This window comes from Streptomyces sp. NBC_01320, from assembly GCF_035974375.1.
In the GTDB taxonomy this organism is placed as follows: domain Bacteria; phylum Actinomycetota; class Actinomycetes; order Streptomycetales; family Streptomycetaceae; genus Streptomyces; species Streptomyces yanii.
Window position 1 is genome coordinate 7506716 of record NZ_CP108390.1, and the last position, 18424, is coordinate 7525139.

13 protein-coding genes are annotated in these 18424 nt (G+C 68.7%); 12 read left to right on the forward strand and 1 reads right to left on the reverse strand.

The window, feature by feature from the left end:
- The first annotated feature begins 126 nt into the window (after positions 1-126).
- Positions 127-1425, forward strand: coding sequence for an ATP-dependent Clp protease ATP-binding subunit ClpX (gene clpX, locus OG395_RS34130; RefSeq protein WP_030921263.1), 1299 nt, complete (start codon positions 127-129; stop codon positions 1423-1425).
- A 76-nt stretch (positions 1426-1501) separates the two neighbouring features.
- On the opposite strand, the gene OG395_RS34135 is transcribed toward clpX, so the two are convergent.
- Positions 1502-2506 (reverse strand): hypothetical protein, encoded by a 1005-nt coding sequence (locus OG395_RS34135; RefSeq protein WP_327246357.1) that lies wholly within the window; start codon positions 2504-2506, stop codon positions 1502-1504.
- 140 nt (positions 2507-2646) lie between these two features.
- On the opposite strand from OG395_RS34135, the gene OG395_RS34140 reads away from it, so the two are divergent.
- From OG395_RS34140 to OG395_RS34190, 11 genes are all read left to right on the forward strand, one after another.
- Positions 2647-5268: a valine--tRNA ligase gene (locus OG395_RS34140; protein ID WP_327246358.1), complete on the forward strand. Its 2622-nt coding sequence runs from the start codon at positions 2647-2649 to the stop codon at positions 5266-5268.
- A 322-nt stretch (positions 5269-5590) separates the two neighbouring features.
- Positions 5591-7114 (forward strand): bifunctional tetrahydrofolate synthase/dihydrofolate synthase, encoded by a 1524-nt coding sequence (gene folC, locus OG395_RS34145; RefSeq protein WP_327246359.1) that lies wholly within the window; start codon positions 5591-5593, stop codon positions 7112-7114.
- Positions 7115-7119: 5 nt separating this feature from the next.
- Positions 7120-7476, forward strand: a complete 357-nt coding sequence (locus tag OG395_RS34150) for a DUF4233 domain-containing protein (RefSeq protein WP_266985688.1) — start codon at positions 7120-7122, stop codon at positions 7474-7476.
- Positions 7477-7576: 100 nt separating this feature from the next.
- Positions 7577-7990 carry a nucleoside-diphosphate kinase gene (gene ndk / locus OG395_RS34155; protein ID WP_037698740.1) on the forward strand — a complete coding sequence of 138 codons (414 nt, stop codon included), beginning with the start codon at positions 7577-7579 and terminating at the stop codon, positions 7988-7990.
- 290 nt (positions 7991-8280) lie between these two features.
- Positions 8281-9300: a rod shape-determining protein gene (locus tag OG395_RS34160; protein ID WP_037698738.1), complete on the forward strand. Its 1020-nt coding sequence runs from the start codon at positions 8281-8283 to the stop codon at positions 9298-9300.
- Positions 9301-9401: 101 nt separating this feature from the next.
- Positions 9402-10439, forward strand: coding sequence for a rod shape-determining protein MreC (mreC, locus tag OG395_RS34165; RefSeq protein ID WP_327246360.1), 1038 nt, complete (start codon positions 9402-9404; stop codon positions 10437-10439).
- Between the two features lie 11 nt (positions 10440-10450).
- Positions 10451-11110 carry a rod shape-determining protein MreD gene (gene mreD, locus OG395_RS34170; protein WP_327246361.1) on the forward strand — a complete coding sequence of 220 codons (660 nt, stop codon included), beginning with the start codon at positions 10451-10453 and terminating at the stop codon, positions 11108-11110.
- A gap of 58 nt (positions 11111-11168) precedes the next feature.
- The gene (gene mrdA / locus OG395_RS34175; RefSeq protein ID WP_327246362.1) at positions 11169-13343 is read left to right on the forward strand and encodes a penicillin-binding protein 2; all 2175 of its coding nucleotides are present in this window, start codon (positions 11169-11171) and stop codon (positions 13341-13343) included.
- Positions 13343-14533, forward strand: a complete 1191-nt coding sequence (gene rodA / locus OG395_RS34180; protein WP_327246363.1) for a rod shape-determining protein RodA — start codon at positions 13343-13345, stop codon at positions 14531-14533. Before mrdA ends, rodA begins: the two co-directional genes overlap by 1 nt.
- A 283-nt stretch (positions 14534-14816) precedes the next feature.
- Entirely contained in the window at positions 14817-16343 is a 1527-nt protein-coding gene (locus OG395_RS34185) for a CYTH and CHAD domain-containing protein (RefSeq protein WP_327246364.1), read from the forward strand.
- A 50-nt stretch (positions 16344-16393) separates the two neighbouring features.
- The gene (locus OG395_RS34190) at positions 16394-18319 is read left to right on the forward strand and encodes a TIGR03960 family B12-binding radical SAM protein (protein ID WP_327246365.1); all 1926 of its coding nucleotides are present in this window, start codon (positions 16394-16396) and stop codon (positions 18317-18319) included.
- Positions 18320-18424: the final 105 nt, after the last annotated feature.

The following is an 18424-nucleotide window of genomic DNA, read 5'->3' on the forward strand; positions in this document are numbered from 1 at the left end:
CACACGGTCGTGGCCGTGTGAACCGTGCCAAGGGGGGCCCGAACGGGGGGCCAGGCAAGGTACCGTCGGATAGAGGCACCAGGAGCCGCTGCACCAAGCTGCTCCCAGGCGAAGGGGAAGCACCTCGTGGCACGCATCGGTGATGGCGGCGACCTGCTCAAGTGCTCGTTCTGCGGAAAGAGCCAGAAGCAGGTGAAGAAGCTCATTGCGGGACCCGGTGTGTACATCTGCGACGAGTGCATCGATCTCTGCAACGAGATCATCGAGGAGGAGCTCGCGGAGACCTCCGAGGTGCGGTGGGAGGAACTCCCCAAGCCGCGCGAGATCTACGAGTTCCTCGAGGGGTACGTCGTCGGGCAGGAGCCCGCGAAGAAGGCCCTCTCGGTCGCTGTGTACAACCACTACAAGCGGGTCCAGGCGGGCGAGAACGGCGGCGCGCAGGGCCGCGACGACGCCATCGAGCTGGCCAAGTCCAACATCCTGCTGCTGGGCCCCACGGGCTCCGGCAAGACGCTCCTCGCGCAGACGCTGGCCCGCATGCTCAACGTTCCGTTCGCCATCGCCGACGCGACGGCGCTGACGGAGGCCGGCTATGTCGGCGAGGACGTCGAGAACATTCTGCTGAAGCTGATCCAGGCCGCGGACTACGACGTCAAGAAGGCCGAGACCGGGATCATCTACATCGACGAGATCGACAAGGTCGCCCGCAAGAGCGAGAACCCGTCGATCACCCGTGATGTCTCCGGCGAGGGCGTCCAGCAGGCCCTGCTGAAGATCCTGGAGGGCACCACCGCCTCCGTACCGCCGCAGGGCGGCAGGAAGCACCCGCACCAGGAGTTCATCCAGATCGACACGACGAACGTGCTGTTCATCGTGGGCGGTGCCTTCGCCGGTCTGGAGCGGATCATCGAATCGCGGGCGGGCGCCAAGGGCATCGGCTTCGGTGCAACGATCCGTTCCAAGCGCGAGATCGAGGCAAGCGACCAGTTCCAGGAGGTCATGCCGGAGGACCTGGTGAAGTTCGGGATGATCCCCGAGTTCATCGGCCGCCTCCCCGTGCTGACCTCGGTGCACAACCTGGACCGCGAGGCGCTGCTGCAGATCCTCGTCGAGCCGCGCAACGCGCTGGTGAAGCAGTACCAGCGCCTCTTCGAACTCGATGGTGTGGAGCTGGACTTCGACCGTCCGGCGCTGGAGGCCATCGCCGACCAGGCGATCCTGCGCGGCACCGGCGCGCGTGGTCTGCGCGCCATCATGGAAGAGGTCCTCCAGTCCGTGATGTACGAGGTGCCGTCCCGCAAGGACGTCGCCCGCGTCGTCATCACGGCGGACGTGGTCCGCAACAACGTCAACCCGACGCTGGTCCCGCGCGAGCCGCGCACGATCGGCAAGAACGACGGCGGCCGCCACGAGAAGTCCGCGTAGCGGCAGCGATGCTTACGTGAAGGGGCGCCCGGCCAGGTGACTGGCCGGGCGCCCCTTTTCAGTGCCGTGCGAAGTGTTACTTGACCTCGACGCGGACGTCGTTGCGGAGCTTGGCCGCGTTGTCGGCGGCGCTCTCCACCGACATGCTCTTACCGGTCATCATTGCGGCCATGTCCATGTCGATGACCACGGCGACGGTGCTGTGGTCGCCCCAGATGCAGATGGGCATGGACGTCGGCTTGGCCGATCCGCTCTCGCCCGAGATCTTGGTTTCCTGGCACTTCAGGATGCCGTTCTCGAACCCGGCCGGGGTGTAGGTCTTCGGGCTGCCCACCAGTTCGCCGCTGGACTTCTTGTCCTTGGCGGCTTCGGTCTTCATCTTGCCGAACATGGCGTCGACGACAGCGGCGGGATCCTCGATCTCGCCGTACACGCCGCTGAACGACAGCAGTTTCTGGGCGGCCGCGTCCCCGGAGGCGTAACTGCCCGCAGCACTCTTGGGGTTGGCCACCCCGTACTGCTCGAACTCCTTGAGGTCGTCGTCCGTCATCTTGTCTTCGGTGCTGTTCGGCGCCTTCTTGTACGTGCCCCCGAGCACCGTCGCCGGCGTCGTCAGCTTGTACGTCTTGCCGTCGTCCGCGACCGACGTGCTGCTGCCCCCGTCCGACGTCAGGAAGTACGCCCCGCCCGCGATGACCGCCAGCGCGACCACGACGACGCCGATGATCAGGCCGGTCTTCTTCTTCGGCGCGGCCGGCGGCATCGGGACCTGGCCGCCGTAGGGGGCCTGGCCGTACGGGGCCTGGGGCTGCTGGCCGTACGGGCCCGGCTGCTGGGCCTGCGGGTAGCCGTAGCCCGGCTGGGGCTGCTGCGGAACACCCTGGGGGGCCTGCTGCGGATACCCGTAACCCGGCTGGCCGCCCTGCGGCGGCTGGCCGCCGTACGGACCCGGCTGCTGGCCGTACGGGCCGGGCTGCTGGCCGTACGGGCCGGGCTGACCCTGCGGCGGCTGGCCGCCGTACGGTCCGGGCTGGCCCTGCGGAGGCTGCCCGCCGTACGGGCCCGGCTGGTTGTAGCTCATCTGCGGTGTCCCCTGTTCGTCATGCTTATGCGTTCCGAACATCCTGACGGAAGGTCCACCCGCATGGAGCACAGGGCGTCACACCGTTACTGAACAAACCGGTTTCAGTGCACGACTGTGACGGCCCTAAACTGTCCCCCGTGACCGAGAACACTCAGCAGACGCCAGCCAGCAACCCCGAACTGCCGACCCAGTACGCACCGGCCGAGGTAGAGGGGAAGCTGTATGAGCGCTGGGTAGAACGTGGTTACTTCGAGGCCGACGCGACAAGCGACAAGCCTCCGTTCACCGTTGTCATCCCGCCGCCGAACGTCACGGGCAGCCTCCACCTGGGGCACGCCTTCGAGCACACGCTGATCGACGCCCTCACCCGCCGCAAGCGGATGCAGGGCTACGAGACGCTGTGGCAGCCCGGTATGGACCACGCCGGTATCGCCACGCAGAACGTCGTCGAGCGTGAGCTCGCCAAGGAGGGCAAGTCCCGCCACGACCTGGGGCGCGAGGCCTTCATCGACCGTGTCTGGCAGTGGAAGGGCGAGTCCGGCGGACAGATCTCCGGGCAGATGAAGCGCCTGGGTGACGGTGTCGCCTGGTCGCGTGAGCGCTTCACCATGGACGAGGGTCTGTCCCAGGCCGTCCAGACCATCTTCAAGAAGCTCTACGACGACGAGCTGATCTACCGGGCCGAGCGCATCATCAACTGGTGTCCGCGCTGCCTCACGGCCATCTCGGACATCGAGGTCGAGTACCAGGACGACGACGGCGAGCTCGTCTCCATCCGGTACGGCGAGGGCGAGGACTCCATCGTCGTCGCGACGACGCGTGCCGAGACGATGCTGGGCGACACGGCCGTCGCCGTCCACCCGGAGGACGACCGCTACAGGCACCTGGTCGGCAAGGAGATCGAGCTGCCGCTCACCGGCCGCCGTATCCCGGTCGTCGCCGACGAGCACGTCGACCCCGAGTTCGGCACGGGCGCCGTCAAGGTCACGCCCGCGCACGACCCGAACGACTTCGAGATCGGCCAGCGGCACGGCCTGCCGAGCCTCGCCGTCATGGACGAGCACGCGATCATCACGGCACACGGTCCCTTCCAGGGCCTGGACCGGCTGGAGGCGCGCAGCGCCATCGTCGGCGCTCTGCGCGCCGACGGCCGGATCGTCGCCGAGAAGCGCCCGTACGTCCACTCCGTCGGCCACTGCTCGCGCTGCAAGACGACGATCGAGCCGCGGCTGTCCATGCAGTGGTGGGTCAAGGTCGGCCCGCTGGCCAAGGCGGCGGGCGACGCGGTCCGCGACGGCCAGGTCAAGATCCACCCGCAGGAGATGGAGAAGCGGTACTTCGACTGGGTCGACAACCTCCATGACTGGTGCATCTCGCGTCAGCTGTGGTGGGGCCACCGCATCCCCGTCTGGTACGGCCCGGACGGGGAGATCGTCTGCGTCGGCCCCGACGAGCAGCCGCCGAGCGGCGAGGGCTGGACGCAGGAGACCGATGTCCTCGACACCTGGTTCTCCTCCGGCCTGTGGCCGTTCTCGACGCTCGGCTGGCCGGAGCAGACCGAGAGCCTGGCGAAGTTCTACCCGAACTCCGTCCTGGTCACCGGCTACGACATCCTCTTCTTCTGGGTCGCCCGGATGATGATGTTCGGCCTGTACGCGATGGACGGCACCCCGCCTTTCCACACCATCGCTCTGCACGGCATGGTCCGCGACCAGTTCGGCAAGAAGATGTCGAAGTCCTTCGGCAATGCGGTCAACCCGCTGGACTGGATGGACAAGTACGGCTCGGACGCCCTGCGGTTCACCCTGGCGCGCGGTGCCAACCCGGGCGTCGACGTCCCGATCGGCGAGGACTGGGTCCAGGGCTCCCGCAACTTCGCCAACAAGATCTGGAATGCCACGCGCTTCGCGCTGATGAACGGCGCCACGATCGAGGGCGAGCTTCCCGACCCGTCGCAGATGTCCGCGACGGACCGCTGGATCCTGTCGAAGCTCAACAAGACCGTCGCCGAAGTCGACGCGTTCTACGACGACTTCCAGTTCTCCAAGCTCAGCGAGGCCCTCTTCCACTTCGCGTGGGACGAGGTCTTCGACTGGTACGTCGAGCTGTCGAAGACCACGTTCTTCGCGGGCGGCGAGCAGGCGAAGGTCTCCGGCCGGGTCCTCGGCGAGGTCCTCGACGTGATGCTGCGGCTCCTGCACCCGGTCGTCCCGTTCGTCACCGAGACGCTCTGGACCACGCTGACCGGCCGTGAGTCCGTCGTCATCGCCGACTGGCCGAAGGACTCCGGTTTCCGCGACGCGGCCGCCGAGCAGGAGATCGAGCTCGTCCAGCAGGTCGTCACCGAGGTCCGCCGGTTCCGCTCCGACCAGGGCCTCCAGCCCGGCCAGAAGGTCCCGGCCGAGCTCACCCTGACCGGTACGGCGCTCGCCCCGCACGAGGCGGCCATCCGCCAGCTGCTGCGCCTGCAGCCCGCCGGTGACGGCTTCCACGCCACCGCGTCGCTGCCGGTCGCGGGTGCCACCGTCGCCCTCGACCTGTCCGGCACCATCGACGTGGAGGCCGAGCGCAAGCGCCTGACGAAGGACCTGGGCGCCGCCGAGAAGGAGAAGGCCCAGGCCAACGCCAAGCTCGGCAACGAGGCGTTCCTGGCCAAGGCACCGGACAACGTGGTCGACAAGATCCGTACCCGGCTCGCCAAGGCCGACGCGGACATCACGCGGATCACCGCTCAGCTGGCGAACCTGCCGCAGAACTGATGATCTGAGCGCGAAGCCCCCGTGTCCCTGACCGACCAGGCACACGGGGGCTTCGCCGTCCCCGCTCCGGCGGCCGGCGCCGCAGCCGGACCCGCAGCAGCGGCTCGTACAGCCCGTACGGCGTGTCCGGTGCCGGGCAGTCGTCCGCCCGGCCTCCGGGGCGCGCGCCGCTCCGGAGCCGCGGTCGGACTCGGAGGGCAGGGGGACATGGAGCACCATGTGCCCCCTGGGCGCGTTGTGCCGACAGTGGCCCGGGCGGGCGATTCGTGACCGTTGCCGGGCCCCGCGCCGGATGTCTGTCCCGATCCGTAGACTGGGACCCGTGAGTGAGCCCCGCCCTTCAGACCGGCACGACGCGTCCGAGTCCGACGACACCTTCGCGGAGATCGTCGACGAAGCGACCCAACGCGACCCCGACCTGGCGGTGATCGAGGCCGGCAGCCGCACCCTGCGCACGGCCTCGGGACCGGTCCCGGGTGACGAGATCCCCGCCCGACCCGCCGACCCGGAGGTGGACAAGGCACTGCGCGCGGTGGAGCAGGAGCTCGCCGGCCGCTGGGGCGAGACAAAGCTCGAACCGTCCGTGTCGCGGATCGCCGCGCTGATGGACGTGCTCGGCGAGCCGCAGCACGCGTACCCGTCGATCCACATCACCGGCACCAACGGCAAGACCAGTACCGCCCGCATGATCGAGGCCCTGCTCGGCGCCTTCGAGCTGCGCACCGGCCGCTACACCTCGCCGCACGTCCAGTCGATCACCGAGCGGATCACCCTGGACGGTTCGCCGATGGACCCCGAGCGGTTCATCGAGACGTACAACGACATCAAGCCGTACGTCGAGATGGTCGATGCCCAGCAGCCCTACCGGCTCTCCTTCTTCGAGGTGCTGACCGGCATGGCGTACGCGGCCTTCGCCGACGCGCCCGTCGACGTCGCGGTCGTCGAGGTCGGCATGGGCGGCAGCTGGGACGCGACGAACGTGATCGACTCCTCTGTCGCCGTCGTCACCCCCATCTCGCTGGACCACACCGACCGGCTCGGCTCCACACCCGCCGAGATCGCCGCCGAGAAGTCCGGGATCATCAAGCAGGACGCCACCGTCATCCTGGCCCAGCAGCCGGTCGACGCCGCGCAGGTCATGCTGAAGAAGGCCGTCGAGGTCGACGCCACGGTCGCCCGCGAGGGCATGGAGTTCGGCGTCGTCTCCCGCGAGATCGCGGTCGGCGGCCAGCTTCTGACACTGCGCGGCCTCGGCGGCGAGTACGAGGAGGTCTTCCTCCCGCTGTACGGCGCCCACCAGGCGCACAACGCGGCGGTGGCGCTCGCCGCAGTCGAGGCGTTCTTCGGTATCGGCGCCGAGCAGTCCGGCTCGCTCGACATCGACACGATCCGCCGGGCCTTCGCCTCGGTCCGCTCGCCGGGCCGCCTCGAAGTCGTCCGGAGCAGCCCGACCGTCGTCCTGGACGCGGCCCACAACCCGGCGGGCGCCCGCGCCACCGCCGACGGGCTGTCCGAGGCGTTCGGCTTCTCCCGGCTGATCGGCGTGGTCGGCGCGAGCGGCGACAAGGACGTCCGGGGGCTTCTCGAAGCCTTCGAGCCGATCTTCGCCGAGGTCGTCGTCACCCAGAACTCCAGCGGCCGCGCGATGGGCGCCGACGAACTGGCCGCCGTCGCGGTCGAGGTCTTCGGCGGCGACCGCGTCCAGGTCGAGCCGCGCCTCGATGACGCGCTGGAGGCGGCGATCACCCTCGCCGAGGAGGAGGACGAGTACGCGGGCGCCGGCGTCCTGGTGACCGGCTCCGTGATCACGGTCGGCGAGGCCCGGCTGCTTCTGGGAAGGCACTGACCCCTGTGCGTACGCTCTGCGCGTCGACGTTGATCGGCGAATTCTTCGTGATCGGTTTCGCCGGACTCGTCGCGATGAAGTCCGACGACCTGTCGAACACCACGGTCTGGACGGTCTGCGGCATCGGCATGCTGCTCTCCGTCCTGCTCTGCGGGATGCTCACCCGCCCCGGCGGCACAGCGCTCGGCTGGGCGCTGCAGGTCGCACTGGTCGCCAGTGGATTCGTCGTCCCGATGATGTTCATCCTGGGGCTGGTCTTCGGCGGACTGTGGTGGGCCTCGGTGCACTACGGTCGCAAGATCGACGAGGCGAAGGCGCGCTGGGCGGCGCAGGCGGCGACCGAAGCCCCGGCCGGCGGCTGAAACCTGAAGCCGGGCACGGCGGGCAAACCCGGCCGCCGGCCCGTCTCCGTACCCCTGTAACCTCGCCTCACCGCACCCGCATGCCCTCAAGGAGCCGCACATGACTCAGCGCACCCTCGTCCTTCTCAAGCCCGACGCCGTCAGGCGTGGGCTGATCGGCGAGATCGTCGGCCGGATCGAGCGCAAGGCCGGCTGGCAGGTCACCGCGCTGGAGCTGCGCACGCTCGACCGGGCGACCCTGGAGCAGCACTACGCCGAGCACGTCGGACGCCCGTTCTACGAGCCGCTCGTCGAGTTCATGCAGTCCGGCCCCGTCGTCGTCCTGGTCGCCGAGGGCGAGCGGGTCATCGAGGGCGTCCGTGCCCTGGCCGGCCCGACCGACCCGATCGCTGCCGCGCCCGGCTCCATCCGTGGCGACTTCGGCACGATCACCCGCGAGAACCTCATCCACGCCTCGGACTCCGAGGAGTCCGCAGAGCGGGAACTGAAGCTGTTCTTTCCGGGGCTTTCCTGACCTCGGATCAGCCAAACAGCGCTCATGCCCCGGGGCGACCGAAGTAATTCGGTCGCCCTTCGGCATAGGGTCCCCGATCGCGGGAACGCATCCCTCCGACGTAACGTCACCATGAGTGGAACGGCCACCCGTTCCGCCCACAATGGCGAAGGACCCTCGCGCGGTGTCCGTGAATACGGCACTACGATGGAATCTTCCACGCCCGCAGCGCTCACCTCGCCTACCAAAACAAGCCATAACCGCTTCTTGGGAAGGCCCGACGCATCCTCATGGGGAACAAGGGGAACTCAATGTCGTTCATCGGCCGTGACATGGCTATCGACCTAGGGACTGCCAACACGCTGGTGTACGTCAGGGGGCGCGGCATCGTTCTGAACGAGCCGTCCGTCGTGGCCATCAACACCAACACCGGCGGCATCCTGGCGGTCGGTTCCGAGGCCAAGAAGATGATCGGGCGTACACCGGGCAACATCGTTGCCGTACGGCCATTGAAGGACGGCGTGATCGCCGACTTCGAGATCACGGAGCGGATGCTCCGCTACTTCATCCTGAAGATCCACAAGCGCCGCTACCTGGCCCGCCCGCGGGTCGTCGTCTGCGTGCCCTCGGGCATCACCGGGGTCGAGCGACGCGCCGTCATCGAGGCGTCGACGCAGGCCGGCGCGCGGCAGGTGCACATCATCGAGGAGCCCATGGCCGCGGCCATCGGTTCCGGGCTGCCGGTCCATGAGGCCACCGGCAACATGGTGGTCGACATCGGTGGCGGCACCACCGAGGTCGCCGTGATCTCGCTCGGCGGAATCGTCACTGCCCAGTCGATCCGGGTCGCCGGTGACGAGCTGGACAACGCGATCATCCAGCACATCAAGAAGGAGTACTCGCTCCTCCTCGGTGAGCGCACCGCCGAACAGATCAAGATCACGATCGGCTCGGCGTACGACATGGACAAGGACGAGCACACCGAGATCCGCGGCCGCGACCTGGTCTCCGGACTGCCCAAGACGGTCGTCGTCTCCGCCGCGGAGGTCCGCAAGGCCATCGAGGAACCGGTCAACGCGATCGTCGACGCGGTGAAGACCACGCTCGACAAGTGCCCGCCGGAGCTCTCCGGCGACGTCATGGACCGCGGCATCGTCCTCACCGGCGGCGGCGCGCTGCTGCGCGGACTGGACGAGCGACTGCGCCGTGAGACCGGCATGCCGATCCACATCGCCGAGGACCCGCTGGACTCGGTGGCACTGGGATCCGGTAAGTGTGTCGAGGAGTTCGAGGCGCTCCAGCAGGTGCTGGACGCCCAGCCCCGCAGGTAGCGACAACACAGCGGTCCGCCGTACGGGCGCTGCCGCCCCGTGCGGCGGACCGCTGATATACAGGCACGAACATTCCGACGAGGAAGGCACGGCCGCCGCACGTGAGGGACACACGAGAGAGCCGTCTGCTCCTGGTGCTGCTGATCGCCATCGCATTCGCACTGATTACGGTGGACATCCGCGGCGGCGAGGAGTCACCGGTGGACGGCGCCCGGCGGGTCGCCGCAACGGCCTTCGGGCCGGTCGAGAACGGCGTTGCGGCAGCCGTCGACCCAGTGGGCAACGCCATAGGGGCGATCCGCGACTCCGGTGAACGGCACAACCGGATCGCCGCCCTGGAACAGCAGAACGCCGCGCTGAAAACGAAGCTCGGCAGCGACGACCGCAACCGCAACCGGGTGCGCGAACTCGACAAGATGCTGAAGAAGTCCGCCGCCGGGCAGTACGGCATCAAGGCCGCCGAGGTCATCGCCATAGGATCGGCCCAGGGCTTCTCCTGGACCGTCACGATCGACGCGGGCTCCAACGACGGGCTCAAGCGCGACATGACCGTCATCAACGGCGACGGACTCGTCGGCCGCGTCACCACCGTCGGCCCGGACACCGCGACGGTGCTCCTCGCCAACGATCCCGACTTCACGGTCGGCACCCGGATGGAGAAGACCGACGAACTCGGCTTCGCCACCGGCCAGGGCGACCGCCCGCTCTCCGTCCAGTTCCTCAACGGCAAGGCCAAGGTCAGGAAGGGCGACCGGCTGGTCACCTTCGGCTCCAGCAAGAACAAGCCGTTCGTGCCCGGAGTCCCGGTCGGCGAGGTGGTCCGCGTCGACCCGTCCGGCGGCGACCTGACCCGGACCGTCTATGTCCGCCCGTACGTCGGCTTCACCCGACTCGACATCGTCGGCGTCGTCGTCCAGGCACCGCGCGAGGACCCGCGCGACATGGTCCTGCCGAAACAGCCCGCCAAACCGAAACCCACCCCGACCCCGACGGTCACCGTCACCATCTCGCCCAACGGTGACATCGTCGACACCAGCGGAAAGGTCGTGGGGAACGTCAACGAGACCCCGAGCGGCAGTCCCAGTGGGAGTCCCAGCCCCACCGGAACCACCGGCAACGCGGTCAACGAGCAGAGGTAGAGCTGATCCCCATGCGCTTCAACCGGACTCTGCTCTCCACCGCTCTGGTCGTGATCGCCCTGGTCGTCCAGGTCTGCGTACTCGCGCGCCTCCAACTCCCCGGCGCCGTCCCCGACCTGCTGCTCCTCGTCGTCGTCGGCCTCTCCCTGGTGTACGGGCATGTGGCCGGCGCCCTGATCGGCTTCGGCGCGGGGCTCCTCACCGACCTGGCGCCGCCCGCCGACCACGCCGCCGGGCGCTACGCCATGGTCCTGTGCATCATCGGGTACCTCGCCGGACTCGCCCGGCCGGAGAACGGACGGCTCAAGTCCGCGCTCGCCCCGATGACCGTGGTCGTGGCCGCCGCGATCGGATCCACGCTGCTCTACGCCCTCGTCGGCGCCCTCGTCGGGGACACCGCCGCCCGCCATGTCGGCCTCGGCAGCCTGCTGTTCACCGCCGCTGTCTACGATCTGCTTCTCGCGCCGTTCACCGTTCCGCTGATCATGGCGCTCGCCAGACGCACCGAGAACGACCCGCTCTCCGAGCCCTCCGGCGGCGACGTGGCCTCGGGCTGGCTCTCGTCCGGCACCGGACTCAGGATCGGCAGCCAGCGGGGCGGACTGCGTGTGAAGGTCGCCCGCAACCGGGCGGCACGGGCCGGACGGATCAAGGGAGCCAAGCGACTGTGAGCCTGTATCTCCCGGGGAGCACCCCCCGGACACCCGGCCCGACCGCCGGGGGCGTCCTGTGAGCAACATTCCGGAGACGGGCCGGACCCAGCGGGTCCAGATCAGACTCATCGTCATCCAAGTCCTCGTCTTCTCCCTGCTCCTGACACTCGGCGGCCGCCTCTGGTATCTCCAGATCCGCAACGGCCGGGAATACACCGACGAGGCGAAGAGCAACCACGTCCAGCAGGTCGTCCAGCCCGCCGTCCGCGGCTCCATCCTCGACGCCCGAGGCGTGCCCCTCGCCGACAACGAGACCCGCCTCGTCGTCTCCGCCAGCCGCACCGAGCTGCTGAAGATGGACGACGACGGCAAGGGCGTTCTGACCCGGCTCGCCGATGTGCTCGGCATGAAGCCGAAGGACGTCTTCGACAAGATCCGGCTCTGCGACGCGAAGACGCCGCAGCCCTGCTGGAACGGTTCGCCGTACCAGCCGATCCCGGTCACCGACGAGGCCACCACCCAGCAGGCCCTCCAGATCCGCGAACGTGCCGAGGACTTCCCCGGCATCACCGCCGAACCCACCGCCGTACGCCGCTACGCCGCACCCGGCAAGGCCAACACCGCCCAGGTCCTCGGCTACCTCTCGCCCGTCACCGACGAAGAGATCACCAAGGCCAAGGACACCGACTCGCCGTACCTCCGCTCCGACCAGGTCGGCCGCTCCGGCCTGGAACGTACGTACGACAAGGAACTGCGCGGCAAGGCCGGCGTCACCCGCTACGAGGTCGACAACCTCGGCCGGGTCATCGGCCAGGCGAAGGACGACAAGGCGGAGCCCGGATCGAGCGTCGTCACCTCCATCGACGCCCGGGTCCAGGCCGTCGCGGAGTACGAGCTCAACGAGGCCATGAAGACGGCCCGTAAGTCCTTCGACAAGAACACCAACCAGAACTACAAGGCCGACTCCGGCGCCGTCGTCGTCATGGAGGCCAAGACCGGCCGGGTCGTCGCGATGGCATCCAACCCCGACTACGACCCCAACGCCTGGGTCGGCGGCATCTCGGGCAAGGACTACGCCCGGATGACCAGCAAGAAGTCCAACTATCCGCTGCTCAACCGGGCCATCCAGGGCCAGGCCGCACCGGGCTCGATCTTCAAGGTCGTCTCGACCGCGGCCTCCATCCAGGCGGGCTACCCGTTCGACGGCCACTACACCTGCGGCAGCTCGTACACCGCCGAGGGCCACACCTACAAGAACTTCGAATCGCAGAGCCACGGCCCGATCACCCTGGGCCAGGCACTCGAGGTCTCCTGCGACACCGTCTTCTACGCCCTCGGCTACCAGCAGTGGCAGAAGGACGGCGGGCTGCAGCCCAAGAAGAACGCCAAGGACTGGTTCTTCAAGACCGCCCACCAGTTCGGCCTCGGCAAGGAGACCGGCATCGACCTTCCCAACGAGGTCACCGGCCGCGTCCCCGACCGCCGGTGGAAGAAGGACTTCTGGAAGGCCAACAAGGACACCTGGTGCGAACAGGCCAAGAAGTGGCCCAAGAAGAAGGACTTCAACACCGTGCTCGCCCACGAGAACTGCCTCGAGGGCATGAAGCTGCACGCCTATGACTCGATCAACTACTCCATCGGACAGGGCGACACCCTCGTCACCCCGATCCAGATGGCGACCATCTACGCCGCGATCAGCAACGGCGGCACGCTCTACGACCCGACCGTCGGCAAGGCGATCGTCAGCCCCGACGGCAAGAACGTCCGCATGGTCGAGCCCCATTCGCACGGCAAGCTGCCGGCCAGCGCCAAGACCCTGAAGCAGATGGAGGGGGCGCTGGCGGGCGTCGCGACCCGCGGTACCGCCGCCTGGCGATTCGGCGGCTGGCCGCAGGACAAGATCCCGATGCACGCCAAGACGGGTACGGCCGAGGTCTACGGCAAGCAGACGACCTCCTGGTTCGCCACGTACACCAAGGACTACTCGATCGTCATGACGATCTCCCAGGGCGGTACGGGCTCCGGCGCCTCCGGGCCCGCCGTCCGCAACATCTACGACGCGCTCTACGGACTCGACGACTCCGGCAAGCAGGACCTCAAGAAGGCGCTGCTGCCCACCCCGCAGAAGTCCCTGCCCAAGATCCAGCACGACGGCACGATCGACGCCCCGACGATCAAGCCCTACGACCCGAACTCGCAGAAGGCCCCGGAGGAGCAGACACTCGCCGCGGTGCTCGGGAGGCGCGACTGATGGCCGGCTTCTCGGTCTCCCGATATGCCCCCGACCGCGGTGTCTGGGGCAGACTCACCGCCCGCGACTCCGTCGTACGCCGGCTCGACTGGCCGATGCTCGGCTCCGCGATCGCGCTCTCCCTCATCGGCGCGGCCCTGGTCTACTCGGCGACCCGCGGCCGGGACTCGCTCAACCACGGCGACCCGTACTACTTCCTGCTGCGACACGCCCTCAACACCGGCATCGGCTTCGCCCTGATGGTCGGCACGATCTGGCTCGGCCACCGCACCCTGCGAGGCGCCGTCCCGGTCCTCTACGGCCTCTCGGTGATTCTGGTCCTCGCGGTCCTCACCCCGCTGGGCGCCACCGTCAACGGCGCCCACGCCTGGATCATCATCGGCGGCGGCTTCTCCCTGCAGCCGTCCGAGTTCACCAAGATCACCATCATCCTGGTGATGGCGATGATCCTCGCCGCCCGCGTCGACGCGGGCGACCAGCTGCACCCGGACCACCGGACCGTCGCCAAGGCACTCGGTCTCGCGCTCCTCCCGATGGTGATCGTCATGGGGATGCCGGACCTCGGCTCCGTCATGGTCATGGCCGTCATCGTGCTCGGTGTGCTCCTGGCCTCCGGCGCGCCGAACCGCTGGGTCTTCGGACTCCTCGGCGCCGGCGCGGCCGGAGCCGTCGCCGTCTGGCAGCTCGGCCTGCTCGACGACTACCAGATCGCCCGCTTCGCCGCCTTCGCCAACCCGGCGCTCGACCCGGCGGGCGTCGGCTACAACACCAACCAGGCCCGCATCGCCATCGGCTCCGGCGGACTCACCGGCACCGGCCTCTTCCAGGGCACCCAGACCACCGGCCAGTTCGTTCCCGAGCAGCAGACCGACTTCGTCTTCACTGTCGCGGGCGAGGAACTCGGCTTCCTCGGCGCCGGACTGATCCTCGTCCTCCTCGGTGTCGTCCTGTGGCGCGCCTGCCGGATCGCCCGCGAGACCACCGAGCTGTACGGCACGATCGTCGCCGCCGGCATCATCGCCTGGTTCGCCTTCCAGGCGTTCGAGAACATCGGGATGACGCTCGGCATCATGCCGGTCGCCGGACTCCCGCTGCCGTTCGTGTCGTACGGAGGGTCGTCGATGTTCGCCGTCTGGGTGGCCATCGGACTGCTCCAGTCGATCCGGGTGCAGCGGCCGATGTCGGCGTAGGCGTGTCCTCGCCGCGTGCAGTCCCTTGCCGGAATCGGGTGTGCACCAGGTCCCGGCAAGGGACTGCTCAGGGAACGGAATCGATCGCGATGCGAGCTGCGTTGCGAGCGTCTAGATTCAGTTCGTGACTCCTCCGCCCCGCGAACGGGGCGGCTTCTCACTCGGTTCAGATGAACCTCCTGACGGCCAAGCCCTGACCGCTGCCCGAGGACAGGTGTACAACTTAGAAGACGCCTCAGCGTCGCTGCGGGTGAAGCCGACGGTTCACTCGAAAGTAGGTCCGATGGCGAACTCGAAGCGTGAAATCGAGCGAAAGTACGAAGCCACCGTCGATACCCGGCTTCCCGATCTGACCCGGGTGGCCGGCGTCGCGGCCGTGGACCACCGCGGCGTCACGGAGCTGGACGCCGTCTACTACGACACCGAGAACCACCGGCTCGCGGCCGACGCGCTCACCCTGCGCCGCCGCACCGGCGGCGCCGACGCCGGCTGGCACCTCAAATTCCCGGTCGCCTCCGGGATCCGCGACGAGATCCGGGCCCCGCTCTCCGACACCCTTCCGGACAGCCTCGCAGGGCTGCTGCGCTCCCGGGTCCGCGAGACGGAGCTCGTCCCTGTCGTCCGGCTGCTCTCCACCCGGGACGTCCACCACCTGCTCGACGCCGACGGCGCGCTGCTCGCCGAACTCAGCGTCGACGAGGTCCGGGCCGAGCGGCTCACGGGCGGCAGCGGCACCGCCGCCTGGACCGAGATCGAGGTCGAACTCGCCGATGACGGCGACCCCGCGTTCCTCGACGCCGTCGAACGCCGGCTGCGCAAGGGCGGCGTACGCCCCTCCGCGGCGCCGTCCAAACTGGCCAGGGCCCTCGACGAGACCGCCCCGAAGAGGAAGCAGCACCCGGAGGGGGACGGCAAGCCGCGGCCCCGGACGGCGGGCGACCACATCCTGGCGTACGCACGCGACCAGATCACGGCGATCGTCGCCCTCGACCCCGCCGTACGCCGCGATCTGCCCGACTCCGTGCATCAGATGCGGGTCGCCACACGCAGGCTGCGCAGCGTCTTCAGGACGTACAGGAAGATTGTGGACCGGGCGATCACCGATCCGATCGGTGACGAGCTGAAATGGCTGGCCGCGGAGCTCGGCGTCGACCGGGACCAGGAGGTCCTCGACGATCGGTTCCGCACCCGGATCGCGGACCTGTCCCACATCCTCGTTCTCGGGCCCGCCCGCAGTCGCCTGCACATCTGGTCCACCGCCCGCCGCTCGGGTTCCCGGCGCCGGACCGTCGGCGTACTCGACGGAAAGCGGTATCTGGCGCTCCTCGACACACTCGACGCGTTCCTCGCCGACCCGCCGCTGCTGCCCGCCGCGGACCGCAGCCCACAGGACGCACTGCCGCGCGCCGTCCTCAAGGACTACGCACGCCTGGCCACCCGGATCGGTCACGCCCTGGACCTCCCCGCCGGCTTGAACCGGGACGTGGCGATGCACCAGGCCCGCAAGGCCGCCAAGCGGGCCAGGTACGCGGGGGAGGCGGCCACCCCCGCCTTGGGCAAGCCCGCCAAGAAGTTCGCCAAGCGGATGAAGGCCGTGCAGACCGTGCTGGGCGACCACCAGGACAGCGTCGTCGCCCGCGAAGCCCTGCGCACCCTGGCCGCCCAGGCGCACGCGGCGGGGGAGTCCGCCTTCACCTGGGGGCTGCTGTACGGGCATGAGGAGGCGACCGCGGCCGCCCGCGAACGGGAACTGCCCGGGGTGTGGGATCGGGCCTCCCGGCCGAAATTGCGGTCGGATCTGACAGGCTGAGCGCCGGGGTACGCTGGATGGTCCCCTCTGCCGGCTCTCGAAAGTTCGCGATGTCTGTCGATTCGGTCTTCCCACAGCTCGAAGCTCTGCTCCCGCATGTGCAGAAGCCCATCCAGTACGTCGGCGGTGAGCTCAACTCCACCGTCAAGCCGTGGGACGAATGCGACGTCCGCTGGGCGCTCATGTACCCGGATGCGTACGAGGTCGGGCTGCCCAACCAGGGCGTCATGATCCTGTACGAGGTGCTCAACGAGCGCCAGGGCGTCATGGCCGAGCGCACGTACAGCGTGTGGCCGGACCTCGAAGAGCTGATGCGCGAGCACAAGGTGCCGCAGTTCACCGTGGACAGCCACCGCCCGGTGAAGGCGTTCGACGTCTTCGGGCTGAGTTTCTCCACCGAACTCGGCTACACCAACATGCTCACCGCCCTCGACCTCGCAGGCATCCCGCTGGATGCCAAGGACCGCGGTCTCGACGACCCGATCGTCCTCGCCGGCGGCCACGCCGCGTTCAACCCCGAGCCGATCGCGGAGTTCATCGACTGCGCGGTCATCGGCGACGGCGAGCAGGCGGTCCTGGAGATCACCGAGATCATCCGCGCCTGGAAGGCCGAAGGCCGGCCCGGCGGACGCGAGGAGGTGCTGTTCCGCCTCGCGAGGACCGGTGGCGTCTACGTACCGCGGTTCTACGACGTCGAGTACCTCCCGGACGGCCGTATCGGCCGCGTCGTGCCGAACAAGTCGGGCGTGCCGTGGCGCGTGTCCAAGCACACCGTCATGGACCTCGACGAGTGGCCGTACCCGAAGCAGCCCCTCGTCCCCCTCGCCGAGACCGTCCATGAGCGGATGTCCGTCGAGATCTTCCGCGGCTGCACCCGCGGCTGCCGTTTCTGCCAGGCCGGCATGATCACGCGCCCCGTGCGGGAGCGAAGCATCACCGGCATCGGCGACATGGTCGAGAAGGGTCTCAAGGCGACCGGCTTCGAAGAGGTCGGCCTGCTCTCGCTCTCCTCCGCGGACCACAGTGAGATCGGCGACATCGCCAAGGGGCTCGCGGACCGGTACACCGAGGACAAGATCGGCCTCTCGCTGCCCTCCACCCGCGTCGACGCGTTCAACGTCGACCTGGCCAACGAGCTGACCCGCAACGGCCGCCGTTCGGGTCTCACGTTCGCCCCCGAGGGCGGCTCCGAGCGCATGCGCAAGGTCATCAACAAGATGGTCTCGGAGGAGGACCTCATCCGGACGGTTGCCACCGCGTACGGCAACGGCTGGCGCCAGGTGAAGCTGTACTTCATGTGCGGCCTGCCCACCGAGACCGACGAGGACGTCCTCCAGATCGGCGACATGGCGGTCAACGTGATCGCCAAGGGCCGCGAGGTCTCCGGTCAGAACGACATCCGCTGCACCGTCTCCATCGGCGGCTTCGTACCCAAGCCGCACACCCCGTTCCAGTGGGCCCCGCAGCTGAGCGCCGAGGAGACCGACGCCCGGCTGGAGAAGCTGCGCGACAAGATCCGCGGCGACAAGAAGTACGGCCGCTCGATCGGCTTCCGCTACCACGACGGCAAGCCCGGCATCGTCGAGGGCCTGCTCTCGCGCGGCGACCGCCGTGTCGGCTCGGTGATCCGCGCCGTCTACGAGTCCGGCGGCCGCTTCGACGGCTGGCGCGAGCACTTCTCGTACGACCGCTGGATGGCGTGCGCGGAGAAGACGCTCCCCGAGTTCGGCGTGGACGTCGACTGGTACACCACCCGCGAGCGGACGTACGAGGAGGTCCTGCCCTGGGACCACCTGGACTCCGGTCTCGACAAGGACTGGCTCTGGGAGGACTGGCAGGACTCGCTCGACGAGACCGAGGTCGAGGACTGCCGCTGGACCCCGTGCTTCGACTGCGGGGTGTGTCCGCAGCTCGGTCTCGACATTCAGATTGGTCCCACGGGCAAGAAGCTGTTGCCGCTGACGGTCAAGAAGTAGCTGTGACAAGCGGGGATGCCGTCCGGCGGATGGCTGAGGCGCTCGCCGGGATGAGCGAGGCGGAAGCGGGCCGAGGCCCTTCGGGAGCTCGGGGCCAAGGAACGC